Genomic DNA, 16720 nt, shown 5'->3' on the forward strand with positions numbered 1-16720 from the left:
GCGCTGAGGCGGCACCGGCGCGGCGGCCATCCGGTGATGGGTGGTTATTCGCGCGCTGCCGCCGCTTTTACCACTGCTTGCATCGCCAGCATTCCAGGGTCATCCATTCCCACGCTCTTCTCGCCGAAGATCCGTGCGCGGCCGACCGTTGCGGGTTTGTCGCGGAAATCGTCAAGCGCGCGGTCCACGGCCTCTGCCGCCGCCGTGGCCCTGTCCGTCGCCCCATCGACCGCCTGCGCGACATAGTCCAGACTGTCGAGCACGGTCTTGCCGCCCAGTTCTGCCTTTCCGCGCTCTTTCATTTTGTCACGCGCGCCCGCGATCAGACTTCCGATCTCTGTTGGATCGATGCTCTCCCGCCCGCGCAGTGTTTTTGCAGCCGACATCAAACCTGTTGCCATAAGCGTGCCATAAGACGAGCCGGAGGACTTTGTAAAGGCTTGCGCACATTGCAGTAAGGCCATGCCGATGTCGTCGGGCAAATCACTCTTCAGCTCCACAATTGCCCGCATTCCGCGTGTCATTGTTACACCCAGATCGCCATCGCCAAGCGCGCCGTCGGCGGTATTGAGCGCGTCAAAGTCCCGCTCCATTGCGGCAGCGATCCGGTCGATGGCTCCTAAAAGATCGTCGCGAGTGAGGGTCATTTGACGCTCCAGAAGGCGCAGTCGCAGGGGGCTTTCAGCAGCGATTCCAAATCGTCATCAAGCTTGCAAAGCGTAAAGGAAACACCGGCCATTTCCATCGAAGTTGCATAGCGACCCACCAGTGGCATCACAACAGTCGCCCCGGCCTCGTCCAGCCGCGCTTTCACGATGCGGTAAAGAATGTACAGCTCCTCTGGCGGTGTGGCACCCAGCGAATTCACCATGACCGACACCCTGTCACCCGATGACAAAGGCATGTCGGCCAGCAGGCGGTCCATCATCTCGCCTGCCATCTCGTCCGCAGTTTGCAGTTTGCCGCGCCAAACGCCCGGCTCGCCATGAATACCCATGCCCATTTCCATCTCGTCCTCACCGATCTCGAATGTCGGCTTGCCCGCCTGCGGTACGGTGCACGGGGAAAGTGCGGCCCCGACGGAACGGCAGGCGTCCGCTGCCTTTTGCGCGACCGCCGTGACGGCGTCGAGATCACGGCCTTCCTCGGCCGCAGCGCCTGCCATTTTGAAAGCATAGACCATGCCCGCCACACCGCGACGTTTTTCGGCTTCCTCCGGCGGCGCGGAGGCCACGTCGTCAGCCAAAAGGACAGTGGTGCAGGTGATGTCTTCGAACTCGACCAGCTCGCCCGCCATGTCGAAATTCATCACGTCGCCGCCGTAGTTGCCGTACAGCCGCAGCACGCCAGCACCGGAATCCGCAGCCCGTATGGCGTCTGCCATCTGCTCGGCCGAAGGCGAGGCGAAAACGTCGCCGATCGCACAGGCATCCAATAACCCTTCGCCCACATATCCGGTGAAAACCGGCAGGTGGCCCGAGCCGCCACCGGTGACAATGCCTACCTTGCCTTTGTTACCTGCCGTTGCACGGGCGACGACCTTACCGCTGTCGCCATGCAAACGATAGTATTCAGGATGGGCCGAGGTCATACCCGCGAGCATTTCGTCGACATAGTCTTCGGGCTTGTTCAGGATCTTTTTCATCTTTGTCCTCCCGTGGGTCAGCTTTGGTTCATTTGGCAGGTGTCAGGCTGCGGCGGATCGCGGCAAGTGCGCCTGCGTTGATCACCATCACAAGGATCAGCAGTACGCCCCAGATCAGCTCTCGTGCGAAGTTGGAGACCTGCAGCATGTTCAGTCCGCTGGACAGGAATTGCATCGAGAGCACCGCAAGCACGACGCCAATCACGCGCCCATAGCCGCCATAAGGGTTCACCCCTCCCAGCACCGCGATCAGCACGGCAAGCAATAGGTAGGACGAGCCATAGTCTGCCTTCGCAGAGTTCGCGCGGCTCATGATGATCAACCCCGCGACAGACGAGAACATACCTGCGATCAGATAGACCTTGAGCAGCATCCGATTTATGTCGATGGCCGCGTAAAGGGCGGCAAGCGGGTTCGCGCCGTACATCGTGACCCGCAGGCCAAACGCGGTGCGGGTCAGCACAAGATGCAGCACGGTAGCGAGCGCGATGAAAAGGATCAGCGGCACAGGAATGCCTATAATCGTCGCATTGCCAATCAGCGCCACGGTTTCTGGAAAGCCCATGACGGCACTCCCGCCGGTCATGGCGACGGCGAACCCGGTAAAGACAAGGCCGGAGCCAAGGGTCGCGAGGATCGGTGGCAGTCCGAAAAAGGCAACGAGCGAGCCGTTGAGAAGCCCCGCGATCGCCCCAATCGTCATTGCCGCGAGGATGGCGAGGACCAGCCAAATGGCAGATTCACCCGCTGGCATCGTCGGGTCGGAAAACTGCGTCAAAATCAGTGCCGCCACCACGGCAGACAGGTTTGCGACACCGACCACGGACAGATCGATCCCGCCAGTCATCATCGTAATCGTCATTGCAAGCGCAAGGATGGCGAATTCGGGGAACTGAAACGCCATCGAGGTCAGGTTCTGCCCCGACAGGAACCGATCCGGTGACAGGACCGACATCAGACCGAACACCAGCACCGCGATGATCAGTAGCCTGAACTCTGGCGCGGCGGTCAGGTTGCGGGGGGTGGTAGGTGTGTGTGTAGCCATGGGGGATTATCCTGCGCGTGCGGCTGCCCGCTTGGCGCGATAGGCGGGAACGCCCGTGCCCAAGAGGATCAGGATGCCGATGGTGACGGATTGCCAGGTGGTCGGGATGCCCATGACGATAAGGCTGTTCTGGACGATCACAATCAGGGCGACACCCAGCAGCGTACCGGTCAACGTACCATAGCCGCCGATCAGCCGGGCACCACCCAGGACAACGGCGGCGATGACAGATAGCTCCAGCCCGACAAGCGAGAAAGGGTCCGCCATACGCCCGACAGAGCCATGGATGATCCCGGCCAGCCCGGCCAGCGCGCCGACATAGACATAGACAAAGAACTGCGTGCCGGTGACATTGATTCCGATGCGCCGGGCGCTTTCTACCGACCCGCCAATGGCATAGATCGACCGGCCCAGCATGGTTTTCTTCAGAATGAACCACGTCAGAACAATGGCGAAAAGCAATGCCAATGCGGCCCAGGGGATGGAATAGAAGTTGCCGGCTTCGGTCGTTCCGCGCGCCAGTACGCCGCGCGAAAAATCCCGCATGGCCGGAGGTAAGTCAGAGATGCGCTGCGAACCGACAAATGTCAGCAGGAAGCCACGAAAGATGGAAAGCGTTCCCAGTGTGACAATCAGTGTGGGCAAACCGAGATAGGCAATGAAGAAGCCGTTGACCGCCCCCAACATGGCTCCGAAACAGACCGAAACGAGGAAGATCAGAGGCCAGGGTGCCTCTGGCCAGATCGCTAGGAACAGGACGGTCGATGAATACATTGCAAAGACCGCGATTGCCGTGAAACTGACGTCGATCCCACCCGAGACCAATACCAGCATGCAGCCAACGGCGAGAATACCGATGACAATCGCCGCGCGGAGCAGGTCCGAGACAGTGGTGATCGTGAAGAAACGCGGGTCGGATATTGTGGCGATGATGCAGAAAAGTGCGATGACCGCTGCGACAAGCGTCTCGTTGCGGGTCCAGAAATCGCGGGGGAGCCAACCGTTCACGACGCGAGCCTTTCGGTCAGCATCTCTTCCGTCGCGGTGGATCCATCGACCGTATCGACGATCCGTCCTTCGCGCATAACAAGTATCTGATGGCAGGTCGCCAGAAGCTCGGGCAGGTCGTCAGAGATCACGATGATCCCGATGCCTTGACCGGCGAGGTCCCGGATAATGTCATGAATGTCGGCCTTTGACCCGACATCGACGCCGACGCTCGGCCCATTGAGGATAAGCACGCGCGGCGATCGTGACAGCCACCGGGCGAGCGCCACACGCTGCTGGTTGCCGCCGGAAAGCGTTTGCACCGGCGCTTCCACGTCTGGCGCTTTGACCTTGAGCCGGGTCAGCCAATCGGTTGCCTCGGCTTTGAGACTGGCGCTGTTCAGAAACATGCCATTGGAATGCGCGTCAAGCCGCCCGACCGCGACGTTGCGCAAGATGGACTGGCTCAGGAACAACCCTTCGGTCAGCCTGTCCTCGGGAACGTAACCGATGCGTGCGGCAGATGCCGCCTGTGGGTCACCCAATGGCACGTCTTGCCCGTCGACCCTGATGCTGCCCGTATCCGGTGCCACAAGACCAAAGAGCGCCTTGGCAACAGACGTGCGCCCGCTGCCCAAAAGCCCGGTAATCCCCACCACCTGCCCGGTCTTCAATTCAAAATTGACGTCCGCGAACGACCCGGCCTTTGACAAGCCCTTGACCTCCATCAACGTCTCGGCCCCGGCAGCGATTTCGCTGGGGGGAACCTCTGGCACGTCGCGACCGGTCATGTGGTACGTCAATGAGGCCGCGTCGAATTCCGATACCGGGCCTTCCGCCACCTTCTTGCCATTGCGCAGAACAACGACCTTTTCCGAGACTTCCAATACCTCGGCAAGCTTGTGGCTGACGAAGATAACGGCCACGCCTTCCTCTTTTAGCATGCGAATAATGCCCTGTAGGCGCTTGACCTCTTTCTCCGTCAGGGCGGTCGTAGGTTCATCCATAATGATCAGTTGCGCCTGCGAGGCGAGCGCGCGGCAAATGGCAACGAGTTGCTTCTGCGCGACCGGCAGCATCTCGACGCGGGTGTCGAGGTCGATCTGAACCCCGATGCGATCAAGGGCGGCCTGCGCAATCTCGCGGCTTTGGCGCGAATTGTAGAATCGCTCGTGCCGCGACAGCGTCGTGGCGAAAGCGATGTTTTCAGCCACAGAAAGGTTCGGGAAGAGCGAGAAATCCTGAAAGATCACCATGACACCCGCCGCTGCCGAGATGCGCGGGTTCAGATAGGGTCGCTCTTGCCCTGCGATGCGCACGGTCCCTTCGGTCACGGGTTCCACGCCGGAAATGATCTTGATGAGCGTCGACTTGCCCGATCCGTTCTCGCCCGCGAGACATACGGCCTCTCCTGGCTGGACGATGAAATCGACCTGATCAAGCGCCGTTACACCGGCATAGCGTTTGGTGATCGCTCGCAAGTCGATAAACGCAGTTTCACTGTCTGATGACATGGAATGGCCAACTTCGATAGAATTTCTGAGCATGGTTTGGGGCGGTCCATGAGCCGCCCCAGACATCCGCTGGTTAGAACGGGTATTCGGCCATGTTGTCGGCGTTAACGTTCACCCAGGCCTGACCATAGATTACCTTGCCGTCGAGGGTGATCTGTTCATAGCCCGGCAAGCCGAGGTCCATGCCGTCAGTCACTTCTTCGCCATTCATGACCATGACGGCCAGCGCGTTCATCGCCTCACCCGCCACAGCAGGGTCCCAGAAGCCAATGCCGTCAACCGCGCCGGTTTCCAGATACTGACCTGCGATCGAGGGCAAGGAAGTCCCGAATACACAGGTCGCCTCTTCCATACCGCGCTCTTCGATGGCTCGTCCGATGCCCGCGACGTCGGTCGAGGCCGAACCCTGCATCCCCTTGATATTGGGGAAGGCACGCAGGACTTCCTGGGCGCGGGCATAGGCCTGCTCAGCGTCGTCGAAGGTTTCGTTCTTGTCACCAACAAGCGTCATGTTTGGATAGTTGGCCTCCTGATAGGCAATCGCGCCGTCCACCCACTGATTGTGGGTCTGCGAGGTTAGCGAGCCGACAAAGACGGCGTATTCGCCCTCACCGCCCATACAGGTGGCAAGCTGTTCCATCAGATTGGCGCCGAAGTCTTCGTTCACAAAAGCTTCAAGGTCATAGGTTGTGTTCTGCTGCGAGGCGGCCTCGTGGGTAACAACGGCAATGCCTGCATCCATTGCGCGGCCAAGCACCGGTTCGAGCGCTTCGGGCGACATGGGGACAACGGCAAGAGCGTCGACACCCTGAGCGATCATATCTTCGATCAGGGCCACCTGCTGCTGTGGATCGGCCTGTGCCGGTCCCACCTGGAAGGCGTTCATACCCGTCTCTTCGGCGAACTTGTTCACGCCCTCTTCCATGCGGTTGAACCACTGGATGCCAGCGATTTTTACCACGGTCGCAATGTCCTTGGAATGATCATCGGCCAAGGCCTGAGTGCCGGTAACGGTTGTTGCGGCCAGAGCGGCACTGGCAAGCAGTTTCAAATTGGATTTCACGTTATTTCCTCCCTTAGCCCCGTTATCGAGGCCGTTTTTGTCCGGCGCTGGCACGCACCGAAAGCATGGCGACACACTATTTTCGCAATCTGACTTCCTGACGCCACGCCGGATCGATCATCATCTTTTCACACTTGTGCATTGACTGCACGTTTGTGACTATATAATTCAATGACCCTGGGTCAACCCGTTTGTCGCACCCCGCTGGAGGACGCCCATCACATGCTGCTGGATCGCAATCAGGCCAACGACGACATCGCGCAGGCGGCGTGGCTTTATTACGTTGGGAACCTCAGTCAGCAGGAAATCAGTCATCGGCTGGGCGTGTCGCGCTTTAAGGTGTTGCGTATGCTGGCAGACGCCCGCGAGCAGGGACTGGTGCGCATCCATGTTGAACATCGCACGGCACGAACACTGGCGCTGGCCGACAATCTGGTTGCGACCTTTGGCCTGCAAGAAGCGCAGGTCGCGCCGGTACGGGTGGGCATCGAGCAAGACGGTGTCGCACGGGACGCCGTTGCGATCCTTGCCAGCGCCTATCTTGCCCGCATCGCCAGTGCCGATGGTGCTGTCACCGTCGGGGTCGGCTGGGGGCGGACATTGTCGGCGATGGCCGAGAATCTGACCGGTGTGCGAAACGCCGGATTGACCTTCGCGTCGCTCATGGGGTCGGTCACTTACGCGTCACATACTGCCCCCGGTGACGTCTGCGTGCGCCTTGCCGCGCAGACAGGCGGTCGCGCGATCCTGATGCCCGCGCCTTTCGTCGCCGACAGTGCGGCGGCGTGTGAGGGGATCATGGCGCAACGGCTGGTGCGCGAAGCGCTGGATGTCGCGCGCAGCGCGGATCATGCGCTGATGAGCGTCGGCGAATGCCGCGACGGATCGATCCTGTTCGACAGTGAGATTTTCAGTGCCGAACAAATCCAGCAGCTGCGTGATGCCGACGTGGTCGGTGATTGCTGTGGCGTTTTTTTCAAGGCCGACGGCACGGTTGCCGACATCGAACTGAACCGCTGCACGCCGCATGTACAGCCCGAGGATATGGCGCAGATGGACAGCGTTCTGCTTGCCGGTGGCCTTGGCAAACTGCCAGCCACACTGGCGGTTCTGCGCGCAGGTTTTGTCAAGCGGCTGCTGGTGGACGAAGGGTTGGCCGTAGCGCTTCTAAAGGCAAGCGAAAGCGTCGGTGAGTGATGCAAAATTTCGGAGTACACACCCGCATTTGGAGATTGTCCCGGAACCGCGCGAGCTGTGAACGGGCAGTGGCGAAGGCGCTGTCAGGTTTGGTCTTTGGCGGTATCGGCGAACGCAGAGAGGCTGCTGTTTGGGTCGAACCGGTGAACCGGTACGAGACCCATCTTCTCAACACCCGCTGGCAGGCCGCCGTGGTGATGGGAGGCAGCCTACGGTTCCTGCGCAACAAGACACGGCAATACAGGCTGAATTGAGGGGCCAATATGAAAAACTCAACACTGGCCGAGCTGTACCGCGACATGCGCCGCGTCCGCACATTTGAAGAGCGTGTGGGCGAGCTGTTTGTGCGCGGGCAGTCGGCCGGTTCGATGCTGCATCTGTCGATTGGGGAGGAAAGTGCTGCCGTGGGCGTCTGTGCCGCGATGCGCGACGGCGACACCTTCACGACCCATCATCGAGGCCACGGCATCTTCCTTGCGAGGGGGGCCAACCCTGACCAGATGATGGCTGAGATCGCGGGCAAGGAAAACGGCTATTGCGGCGGCAAGGGCGGCTCGATGCACATCGCCGACATGCGGCTGGGGCATCTTGGGGCAAATGCCATTGTCGGCGGTGGTATCCCGGCGGTTGTCGGCGCGGGTCTTTCAGCGCGGCAACAGGGGTCGGCCGCTGTCTCGGTTGCGTTTTTCGGTGATGGCGCGACAGGACAGGGTATTCTGTATGAAAGCATGAACATGGCTGCGCTTTGGAAACTGCCGGTGATGTTTGTCTGCATCAACAACCAATACGGTATGGGCACGCGGATTGATCAGGCCACGGCCAATCCCTCGCTCCACGAACGGGCTGAGGCCTTTGGGCTGGCGGCGCGGACGGTCGATGGGTTGGCAGTCGAAGACGTGGTTGATGCAGCGGCTGAGTTGATAGCAGGCGCGCGCGGTGGCCAGCCAGCCTTCCTCGCCGTTGACTGCTATCGCTTCTACGGACATGCGCGAAAGGACAAATCTCCTTACCGCGCAGAGACCGAAGAGATTGAGGGCCGCAAGAAAGACCCGGTTCAGGCTGCGCGGGACAAGTTGGTTGTCGAGGGTCTGATGACCGATGCCCAGCTGGATGCGTTAGACGCTGAAATTGCTGCGGAAATGGATGCCTCCATCGACTTCGCTGTCGCGGGTGAAGAACCGCAATTGGCCGCGATGTTCCGCGATGTGTATGACCCGTCAGAGCCCGAGCCGGAGCCCGTGCGCGCCCGTCTCGACCGCGTGCTGGCGCGAGGGTGAATTTTGATGGCCGAAGAACAGATCACCTATCGCGACGCGCTGCGCATGGCCCTGTCCGAGGCGATGGCGGCTGACGAGACGGTCATCCTCCTGGGCGAAGAGGTGGGCCGGTATGGCGGAGCCTATGGTGTTACCAAAGATTTGATCCAAAAGTTTGGCGGCAACCGGGTGATCGACACGCCGATCTCCGAAGCGGCCATTGTCGGCACCGCTGTCGGGGCCGCCATGACCGGGCTGCGGCCCGTGGCTGAACTGATGTATGTCGACTTTGTTGGCATGACCATGGACCAGTTGGCCAATCAGGCGGCCAAGATCCGCTATATGTTCGGTGGCCAGATCGGCGTGCCGATGGTGCTGCGCACCCAGGGCGGCACCGGTCGGTCGGCAGGCGCGCAGCACAGTCAAAGCCTTGAAGGTTACGTGATGCACACGCCGGGCCTGCGTCTGGCGATGCCCGCCAAGGTGGCTGATGCTTATCACCTGCTGCGGCAGGCCCTGCGGCAACCCGACCCCGTCGTCTTCATCGAGCACAAGGGGCTCTACACGATGAAAGGCGCGCTCGATGTCGAGGCCGAACCCGCAGCTTGGGGCCAAGCGCATGTCGCGCGTGACGGTAGCGATCTGGTGATCGTGACCTATTCCCGGCAAGTTCACTATGCTCTGGCGGCGGCGGAAACCTTGCAGTCCGAAGACGGCATCTCTGCGGCGGTCGTGGACCTGCGCACGCTCAACCCGCTCGATTTTGACACCATCCGGCCGCTCGTGGAAAACGCGGGCCGCGCAATGGTGGTGTCAGAGGCGGTTATGACCTGTGGCGTTGCCTCCGAGCTTGCCGCGCGCATCACCGAGGAATGTTTCGATTATCTCGAAGACCCGGTCGTGCGCGTGGCGGGCGAGGACATCCCGATTTCAGTCTCGCCACTGCTCGAGGCCAATTCCGTTCCCCAGCCGGAGTTGATCGTCGAGACTGCACGAAAGATGCTGGTATGATCAAGCTTACCCTGCCGATGCCACGCCTGGGCGAGACGATGGAGGAAGGCACGATTGCCCAATGGCTGGTTGAACCAGGGCAGGTCTTCAAGCGCGGTGATCCGCTTTTGGAGATTGAGACCGACAAGACGATGGTGGAATACCCTGCCTTGGGCGACGGAACCCTGCTGGAAACCATGGTGGACCGGGGCGATGTGATCGAGGTCGGCACGCCCATTGCGGTGATTGAGACCGCCGACATCTGGGACGGGATTGAAGAAGAGGGCACCAAGTCACCTGAAACCGTCTCAGCAGAGCCCAGCCCCGCTACAGAACCCGAAATCCGCAACACAGCGCCCAGCGCCAAACTGCGCGCTACCCCGCTCGCCCGGCGTATCGCCAAGCAGAACGGTATAGCCTTGATGGATGTGCCGGGCAGTGGTCGCCGGGGCCGGGTCGAAGCGGACGACGTGCGCGCCATGGTTTCGACCCCCTCACCGGCGGTGAAGCGATCGGCGGATGCGGCGCTTGCCTATTGTGTGCACGGCTTTGCAGGTCTCGGCTCGGGCTGGGCGGTGTTACGGAAGCAGTTGCAACAGGGCGGTGTGAAGACCCATGCGCCTGATCTGCCGGGTCATGGTAGCAATGAAACCGAGGCCCTTGGCGTGCAAACGCTGATCGACTGGCTGACGGATGATCTGGCGAGGCAACCCGAGCCCGTTCACCTGATCGGGCACTCACTGGGTGCGCATGTGGCTGTTGCGGCGGCGCTGCGGGTACAGAACAAGGTCGCGCGGTTTACGCTGCTGACCCCTGCGGGCTGCGGATACCAGATCAACGGCGCTTTCCCGCAAGGCATGGCGGCGGGGCCCGGCGCAGGAGAGCTTGCCCACCTGATGCGACTGCTGGGCCCGAAGGCAGAATCCTTCGAGTCCGAGGCGTTGCGCGCACTGGCTGCAGACCTGCAGCGGGGGCGGTTGACCGCGCTTGCCAAAGACATGGCGCGCGGCGACCACCAATTGATCGACACAATCGGGCCGTTGCGCAAACTTTCGGATAACATCCCCGTTCGTGCAATTTTCGGCCTGCACGACCGCATCATTCCGCGTGAGCATGTCTTCAACATGCCCGGGCGCGTCGCTTGCCATATGGTAGAGTCGGGTCACATGCCGCAATGGGACGCGGTAGAAGCTGTGGCCGGGATCATCGCTACCGGCTGAGGGAGGAAAGACTTGACTTATTTTCTGACAGCAGATGGCGGCACCGAAAGTCTGCGGGCGCGCATCTACGATCTGGCGGGCACCTGTCTGGCCACACATGCCGAACCGTACGAGACAACTTTCCTGCCCGGTGCGCGGGCGGAACAAAACCCCGAGGACTGGTGGAAATGCCTGTGCAAGGCCACGCGCGCCTGTATCGCCGAGGCAGGTCTGTCAGGCGACCAGATCGAGGCGATGGCCTATGCGACAACCTGCTGCACGGTCGTTGCGCTGGATACGGATGGCAAACCCCTGCGCCCCGCACTGATGTGGATGGACGTGCGCGCCGACAAGGAAGCCGAAGAGGTGCTGGCAACCGGCGACGCGCGGCTGAAGCTCAATTCCGACGGCGCGGGCCCCGTTTCTGCCGAGTGGATGATGCCCAAGGCGCTCTGGCTGAAGCGCAATGAGCCCGAGGTCTATGACGCCGCCGCAACGATCTGTGAATATCAGGACTACCTGACCCAAAGGCTGACCGGCGCGCGCTGCGCGTCGCTCAACAACGTTGGGCTGCGCTGGCACTACGCCAACCGCGACGGTGGCTGGGCTGAAAGCATGGCGACAACACTTGGTATGGGCGATCTGGTCGAGAAATGGCCGGACCGTGTGGCCGCTCCGGGAGAGGTCGTTGACACTCTGACCTCAAAAGCCGCCGAAGAACTGGGGCTCACCACGAAGACGAAACTTGTGCAGGGTGGTGCAGATGCTCTGATCGGGATGATCGGGTTGGGCGTTGCAAAACCGGGGCAGCTTTGCCTGATCACCGGCTCGTCGCACCTGCAATTCGGTGTCACCGAAAAACCTTTTCACGCGCCGGGCATGTGGGGGGCCTATGCCGACATCGTCTACCCGAACCGCTACATTATCGAGGGCGGGCAGACGTCCACGGGATCGGTCATAAACTGGCTAAGGCGTTTTGTGGGGGGAGAGTTCGATTTTGACGAGATGAACGCCAAGGCCGCTGGCCTGCCGCCGGGGTCCGAAGGGTTGGTGGTGCAGGATCACTTTCAGGGCAACCGCACGCCGCATACAGATGCGCTGTCGCGCGGGGCTATAACGGGGCTGACGCTCGCGCACGAGCCACACCACGTGTTCCGGGCGATCATGGAGGGGATTTCCATGGGCACCCGGGCGATTTTGGAAAGCTTCGCCAAGGGCGGCTACACAGGAACCGAGATCATTGCGGGCGGCGGGGCCACAAACTCTGACCTCTTCATGCAAATCCACGCCGACACGGCGAACCTGCCGGTGCATATCCCTGCTTCGTCCGACGGTCCGTCACTGGGCTCGGCGATCCTTGCCGCGCATGGGGCAGGCCACTATGACACGATCGATGATGGGATAGCGGCAATGGTCAAGTCGGGTCGTGTGATCGAGCCTGACCCCAAAGCGTCTGCTGCCTATGACGAGATTTATGAGCGGTATGTGGCGCTGTACCCAGCTCTCAAAGAAGCGCTCGGCTCAGGACGTTGATAGCGGGGTCGCTTCAGTTAAGCGATTTACGTAAAACACTAGATCCACCAGAGCAGTTCTTTCCATGTCCGCCCGGATGTGTCGGAAATTTTGAGAGGCTGAGGATATTGCCAGGTGGTTTGTGTCTGTATGACGAGTTTTGATGAGGTGTCGTTCAGGCCATCAGTTCCGCGGGGTCCCGTTGAACAGTGTTTAGTTGATCAAATGGATTTGCGATCGCATCAGGTTCAGACGGCCAACGCGGAGAATTTACGAAACGTGCAGATACCGGCAACAATTGCCCCATTCGCATCATGTATGCGACTTCGATCACGTCAAGCTTTGCCACCGCAGGCGCGAAAGCTTTGAACCCCATCATTGGCCGTGTCCGCCTTTTGAAGAAACGGCGGTCCTGTTCGACGAGAGTTTTCAGGTAGTTTCTCCTCACCCACAAACCCCAATCCTGACGTGAACGGGCAAAGGAGGATCACCAATGTCCGCATCCCCTCTATCGGCTGGCGAGGTTGTCCACCTTTGTCAGTCAGAACTTTACTCAGCGGTCCTGTGCGACACACTCGACAGTTTTGACCTGCGCGACCAGTCTCCGCAGGCCGGTTTGCGGCTGCTGGACCCCGGCAAAAAGCTCTGCGGATACGCCCGCGTTGGCCTTTACATGCCGGTCTATCACGACAGCCCGGAACTGGATGTCTATGGCGAAGAAATCGATCTGGTCGATAGCCTCAAGCCAGGCGAAATCCCGGTTCTGTGTTGTCATGGCCTGACGCATATCGCCCCTTGGGGTGAATTGCTGAGCACAAGGTCCAAGGTTGTCGGCGCTGCGGGCTGTGTCACAGATGGCTCGATCCGCGATCTGGCGATGATCCGCGATATTGATTTTCAGGTGGCCTATGCGGGCACCAATCCGGTTGACACCAAATTTCGTGGCAAGCTGATGCTTTACGATGTTCCTGGTCAGATCGATGGGGTAAACATTGAAAGCGGTGATCTGATCTTTATGGACGAGGACGGTCTGGTCGTTTTGCCCAAGGATCATATACAACAGGTGGTGACAACCGCGTTGGAAAAGGTCCGCAAAGAGACAACGATCCGCGCCGAATTGGCCGGAGGTCGGACCCTGCGCCAGATCTTCACCGACCACGGCATATTGTGAGGGCCTGATGGGATATCTCGATAATCGTCGTGCATTGGTTACTGCGGCTGCTGCCGGGATCGGACGCGCAACAGCGCTGGCGCTGGCCGAGGATGGTGCCGAGGTCTGGGCTGCCGACATTGACGCAGACGGGCTAAAATCCCTGGCGTCAGAGCACGGCAGCATCCGCGCCGTAGCACTGGACCTTACAAATGCCGAGGCCGTCGGGCAGGTCGTGGCCGCAGCCAAGGGCTTCGACATTCTGGTCAACGCCGTCGGCTGGGTCGCCAATGGGTCAATTCTGGACTGCTCGCGCGATGATCTTGAACGCTCTTGGCAAATCAACGTCATGACCATGTTCGATGCGGTTCAGGCGGTGCTGCCGGGTATGCTGGAGCGCGGCAACGGGTCGATCATCAACATCGCGTCTGTCGTGTCGTCGACCACCGCCGCTCCGAACCGCTTTGCTTACGGCACCACAAAGGCCGCTGTGATCGGGCTGACCAAATCCGTTGCAATCGAATATGTCACACAAGGCATACGCTGCAACGCGATCTGCCCGGGCACCGTGGACAGCCCCTCACTGCGGCAGCGGCTGGAAGCGACCGGCGACTACGAAAAGGCACGCGCCGATTTCGAGGCGCGCCAGCCCATGAAACGACTTGGAACCGCCGAGGAAGTGGCCGCCCTGGCCGCCTTCCTTGCCTCTGACCGCGCCGGGTTCATCACCGGGACCGAGCAGATGATTGATGGCGGCTGGACGATCTAGGAGACCGAACTTGAAACTACTCAGAATTGGGGCGCCGGGGCAGGAAGTACCGGCAATTGTGGATGCAGATGGCGCGTGGCGCGATGCCTCGTCGCTGGTGCCGGACTGGTCTGACGCGGCATTGAACCCGGATTTACTGGCCACTTTGTCGGAGGTTGATCTGACAACCCTTCCTGTGATTGCGCCAGATCAGCGCATCGGCCCCTGCGTTTCGGGTGTGGGCAAGTTCATCTGTATTGGCCTGAACTATTCCGACCATGCCGCAGAAGCCGGGATGGAACCACCGTCAGAACCGATCCTGTTCATGAAGGCGACGTCGGCCATCTGCGGACCCAATGACGATGTGATCATCCCCTGCGGATCGGAGAAATCGGATTGGGAGGTCGAGCTTGGCATCGTGATCGGGCGAGAAGCGCGCTATGTGGACGAGGCGGACGCCTTGAGCCATGTGGCGGGGTATTGCGTCATCAACGATTTGTCCGAACGTACCTTTCAGCTTGAGCACGGCGGCCAATGGGTAAAGGGCAAAAGCTGCGACACGTTCGGCCCAATCGGTCCCTGGCTCGTAACACCTGATGAGGTAGGCGACCCTCAGAATCTGTCGATGTGGCTGACCGTGAATGGCCACAAGTACCAAAACGGAACCACAGCGACGATGATTTTTGGTGTGGCTCATCTGGTTTCCTATGTATCCCGGTTCATGAGCCTGCAACCGGGCGATGTTATCAGCACCGGCACGCCGCCGGGTGTTGGAATGGGGCAGAAACCACCGACTTACTTAAAGCCCGGCGATGTCATGGAACTGAGCATCGACAGTCTGGGCACGCAAACGCAGCGTGTTGTTGCCATGAGCGAAACCTGAACCACGTCTCCCCTGCGAAATTTGCGCGGGGGATTGGCTGGTGTTTTCCATATTCTTTGTGCAGGGCGTTAAAGTGATAACGCTCTGACTAAGGCAATTCGTCGACATGATGCCGAAGCTGCCGCAGATCATGTCCATTTCGTGATCTGTGACTGATGCAATGTCTCGCCTGCGTTACATCCAAAGCCCGATCAGGTGGCTGGCGGTCTTTTTTCCTTTGCGCAGGTGCCCGTTGGGTCGCGAAGCATAGTCCGGATGCGGGCTTGGGCCTGCAATCGGGATGTGATCACGACACTGCCGGTGGTCACGCACCGTTTGGCAGGGTAGATGTACATAGCAAAGTTATTGGATAAGGTCTGAGTATTGAAATGGTGAGCAAATCAAAGCCCAAGTTTGATCCTCAGAATGAAGCGAGCAACTTAAAGTCTGGCGTCGGGCCCGAAATCCGAGGGGTTCGGCGGGCCAAAGGTATGACTCTGGCGCAATGCGCCGAGGCAGCTTCTTTGTCGGTGGGGTTTCTGAGCCTTGTCGAGAGAGGTCAAAAGCAACCCTCTTTGGACGCGCTTCAAAGGATCAGCACCGCCCTCGGAATAGAAGTCGGATGGCTGTTTCCGCCTTCGCCCAATGATGATCCGGTCGAGAACGCCTATGTTGTGCGCAAGGGCTTTCGGCGCCGGATCGATTATTCGCGCCTGTCCGGCACCGAGTATCTTGGAGAAGCAGACTATCTGCTGTCGCCTTCGATCGATGGTCAATTGGTCATGTCGCTCATGAAGTTTTCGCCCGGTGGACATTCAGGTGACAACCCGTTGTCTCATGAGGGAGACGAGGTGGGTTATGTCCTGTCCGGGCAACTGACTTTAGAGGTCGAAGGGCATGTATTTGTGCTGGAAGAAGGCGACAGTTTTGGCTTTGCGGGCGAGAAGCCGCATCGCTATGCCAATAACGGACCCGACGAGTTGCAGATCATTCACACCAATACGCCAGTCATCATGAAATCGCGCTAGCTGGGCAGATCCTCGCTTCTCTCCATCAGTTCGATGATCTTGCGCGAATAGGCCAGCGTCGGCCCTTCCCAATGCGGCGACAGGCGACCGCCATCATAGCCAAAGCAGCGCCGCCCATGCTGCAATCCCTTAAGCACCGAGATGTCTTCGACGTTGAGATCGTCCCACATCTGGATCAGATCCTCGCGTTCCTTGCGGTAGGCTTCGCCGGTTGCGGCCTCGTCGCCGATGACGAAGACATGCAATTCTTCACGGCATCTGTCGGGTGCCTCGGGATAGGCGACCAAAACGGTGAACTGATCCGGATACACCTCAACCGCGAAATGCGGCATGGTCAGGAACCACTGGCCCTGCATGCGGTCTTCCTCGGACAGGCCGGGATAGTGGGGAAGGCCCTGACCGCGCCCCTCTTCCAGTTTTGGAAACCGGTAGCCGTTGACGAAGGTCGAGCCACGCCATTCTCCCGACCAGCGCACATCCATAGGTGCAAAATCCAGCAGACGGGGATGCAGGGCAAAGACGTG

17 protein-coding genes are annotated in these 16720 nt (G+C 60.0%); 10 read left to right on the top strand and 7 right to left on the bottom strand.

All coding sequences use genetic code 11. The annotated features are described in order from the left end of the window. Nucleotides 1-44 precede the first annotated feature (44 nt). From AC2FNU_RS13685 to AC2FNU_RS13710, 6 genes are read right to left on the bottom strand one after another with little or no spacing between them, the layout of a single operon-like run. The gene (locus tag AC2FNU_RS13685; RefSeq protein ID WP_496789257.1) at nt 45-647 is read right to left on the bottom strand and encodes a dihydroxyacetone kinase subunit L; all 603 of its coding nucleotides are present in this window, start codon (nt 645-647) and stop codon (nt 45-47) included. Continuing rightward, nucleotides 644-1645 (bottom strand): dihydroxyacetone kinase subunit DhaK, encoded by a 1002-nt coding sequence (locus AC2FNU_RS13690; RefSeq protein WP_496789262.1) that lies wholly within the window; start codon nt 1643-1645, stop codon nt 644-646. Before AC2FNU_RS13690 ends, AC2FNU_RS13685 begins: the two co-directional genes overlap by 4 nt. 28 nt (nt 1646-1673) lie before the next feature. Further along, nucleotides 1674-2690, bottom strand: coding sequence for an ABC transporter permease (locus AC2FNU_RS13695; protein WP_496789266.1), 1017 nt, complete (start codon nt 2688-2690; stop codon nt 1674-1676). A gap of 6 nt (nt 2691-2696) precedes the next feature. Continuing rightward, complete coding sequence (locus tag AC2FNU_RS13700) at nt 2697-3698, bottom strand: ABC transporter permease (RefSeq protein ID WP_496789268.1); 1002 nt, start codon at nt 3696-3698, stop codon at nt 2697-2699. After that, on the bottom strand, nt 3695-5224 hold the full coding sequence (locus AC2FNU_RS13705) for a sugar ABC transporter ATP-binding protein (protein WP_496789272.1): 1530 nt from the start codon (nt 5222-5224) through the stop codon (nt 3695-3697). The genes AC2FNU_RS13700 and AC2FNU_RS13705 overlap by 4 nt, the downstream gene beginning before the upstream one ends. A gap of 40 nt (nt 5225-5264) precedes the next feature. Continuing rightward, nucleotides 5265-6254: an autoinducer 2 ABC transporter substrate-binding protein gene (locus AC2FNU_RS13710; protein ID WP_496789278.1), complete on the bottom strand. Its 990-nt coding sequence runs from the start codon at nt 6252-6254 to the stop codon at nt 5265-5267. Nucleotides 6255-6425: 171 nt separating this feature from the next. Between AC2FNU_RS13710 and AC2FNU_RS13715 the strand changes: the two genes are divergently transcribed. From AC2FNU_RS13715 to AC2FNU_RS13760, 10 genes are all read left to right on the top strand, one after another. Continuing rightward, nucleotides 6426-7451 carry a sugar-binding transcriptional regulator gene (locus AC2FNU_RS13715; protein WP_496789282.1) on the top strand — a complete coding sequence of 342 codons (1026 nt, stop codon included), beginning with the start codon at nt 6426-6428 and terminating at the stop codon, nt 7449-7451. Between the two features lie 35 nt (nt 7452-7486). After that, nucleotides 7487-7705, top strand: coding sequence for a hypothetical protein (locus AC2FNU_RS13720; protein ID WP_496789285.1), 219 nt, complete (start codon nt 7487-7489; stop codon nt 7703-7705). Nucleotides 7706-7714: 9 nt separating this feature from the next. After that, entirely contained in the window at nt 7715-8728 is a 1014-nt protein-coding gene (locus AC2FNU_RS13725) for a thiamine pyrophosphate-dependent dehydrogenase E1 component subunit alpha (RefSeq protein WP_496789288.1), read from the top strand. 6 nt (nt 8729-8734) lie between these two features. Further along, a complete protein-coding gene (locus tag AC2FNU_RS13730; protein ID WP_496789290.1) occupies nt 8735-9718 on the top strand; it encodes an alpha-ketoacid dehydrogenase subunit beta in 984 nt (327 codons plus the stop codon). Further along, a complete protein-coding gene (locus tag AC2FNU_RS13735) occupies nt 9715-10917 on the top strand; it encodes an acetoin dehydrogenase dihydrolipoyllysine-residue acetyltransferase subunit (protein WP_496789291.1) in 1203 nt (400 codons plus the stop codon). The genes AC2FNU_RS13730 and AC2FNU_RS13735 overlap by 4 nt, the downstream gene beginning before the upstream one ends. Nucleotides 10918-10929: 12 nt before the next feature. Further along, complete coding sequence (locus tag AC2FNU_RS13740; protein WP_496789292.1) at nt 10930-12429, top strand: FGGY-family carbohydrate kinase; 1500 nt, start codon at nt 10930-10932, stop codon at nt 12427-12429. Between the two features lie 472 nt (nt 12430-12901). Beyond that, nucleotides 12902-13579 carry an RraA family protein gene (locus tag AC2FNU_RS13745; protein ID WP_496789296.1) on the top strand — a complete coding sequence of 226 codons (678 nt, stop codon included), beginning with the start codon at nt 12902-12904 and terminating at the stop codon, nt 13577-13579. A 7-nt stretch (nt 13580-13586) separates the two neighbouring features. Further along, a complete protein-coding gene (locus tag AC2FNU_RS13750; protein WP_496789301.1) occupies nt 13587-14327 on the top strand; it encodes an SDR family oxidoreductase in 741 nt (246 codons plus the stop codon). A gap of 10 nt (nt 14328-14337) precedes the next feature. Beyond that, nucleotides 14338-15189, top strand: coding sequence for a fumarylacetoacetate hydrolase family protein (locus AC2FNU_RS13755; RefSeq protein ID WP_496789306.1), 852 nt, complete (start codon nt 14338-14340; stop codon nt 15187-15189). Between the two features lie 371 nt (nt 15190-15560). Continuing rightward, a complete protein-coding gene (locus tag AC2FNU_RS13760; protein ID WP_496789309.1) occupies nt 15561-16196 on the top strand; it encodes a helix-turn-helix domain-containing protein in 636 nt (211 codons plus the stop codon). On the opposite strand, the gene AC2FNU_RS13765 is transcribed toward AC2FNU_RS13760, so the two are convergent. After that, a partial coding sequence (locus AC2FNU_RS13765; protein ID WP_496789313.1) for an SRPBCC family protein occupies nt 16193-16720 on the bottom strand: 528 nt, incomplete at its 5' end. The two genes, AC2FNU_RS13760 and AC2FNU_RS13765, sit on opposite strands and share 4 nt — an antisense overlap.

The organism is Ruegeria sp. BHSB064 (assembly GCF_059613205.1).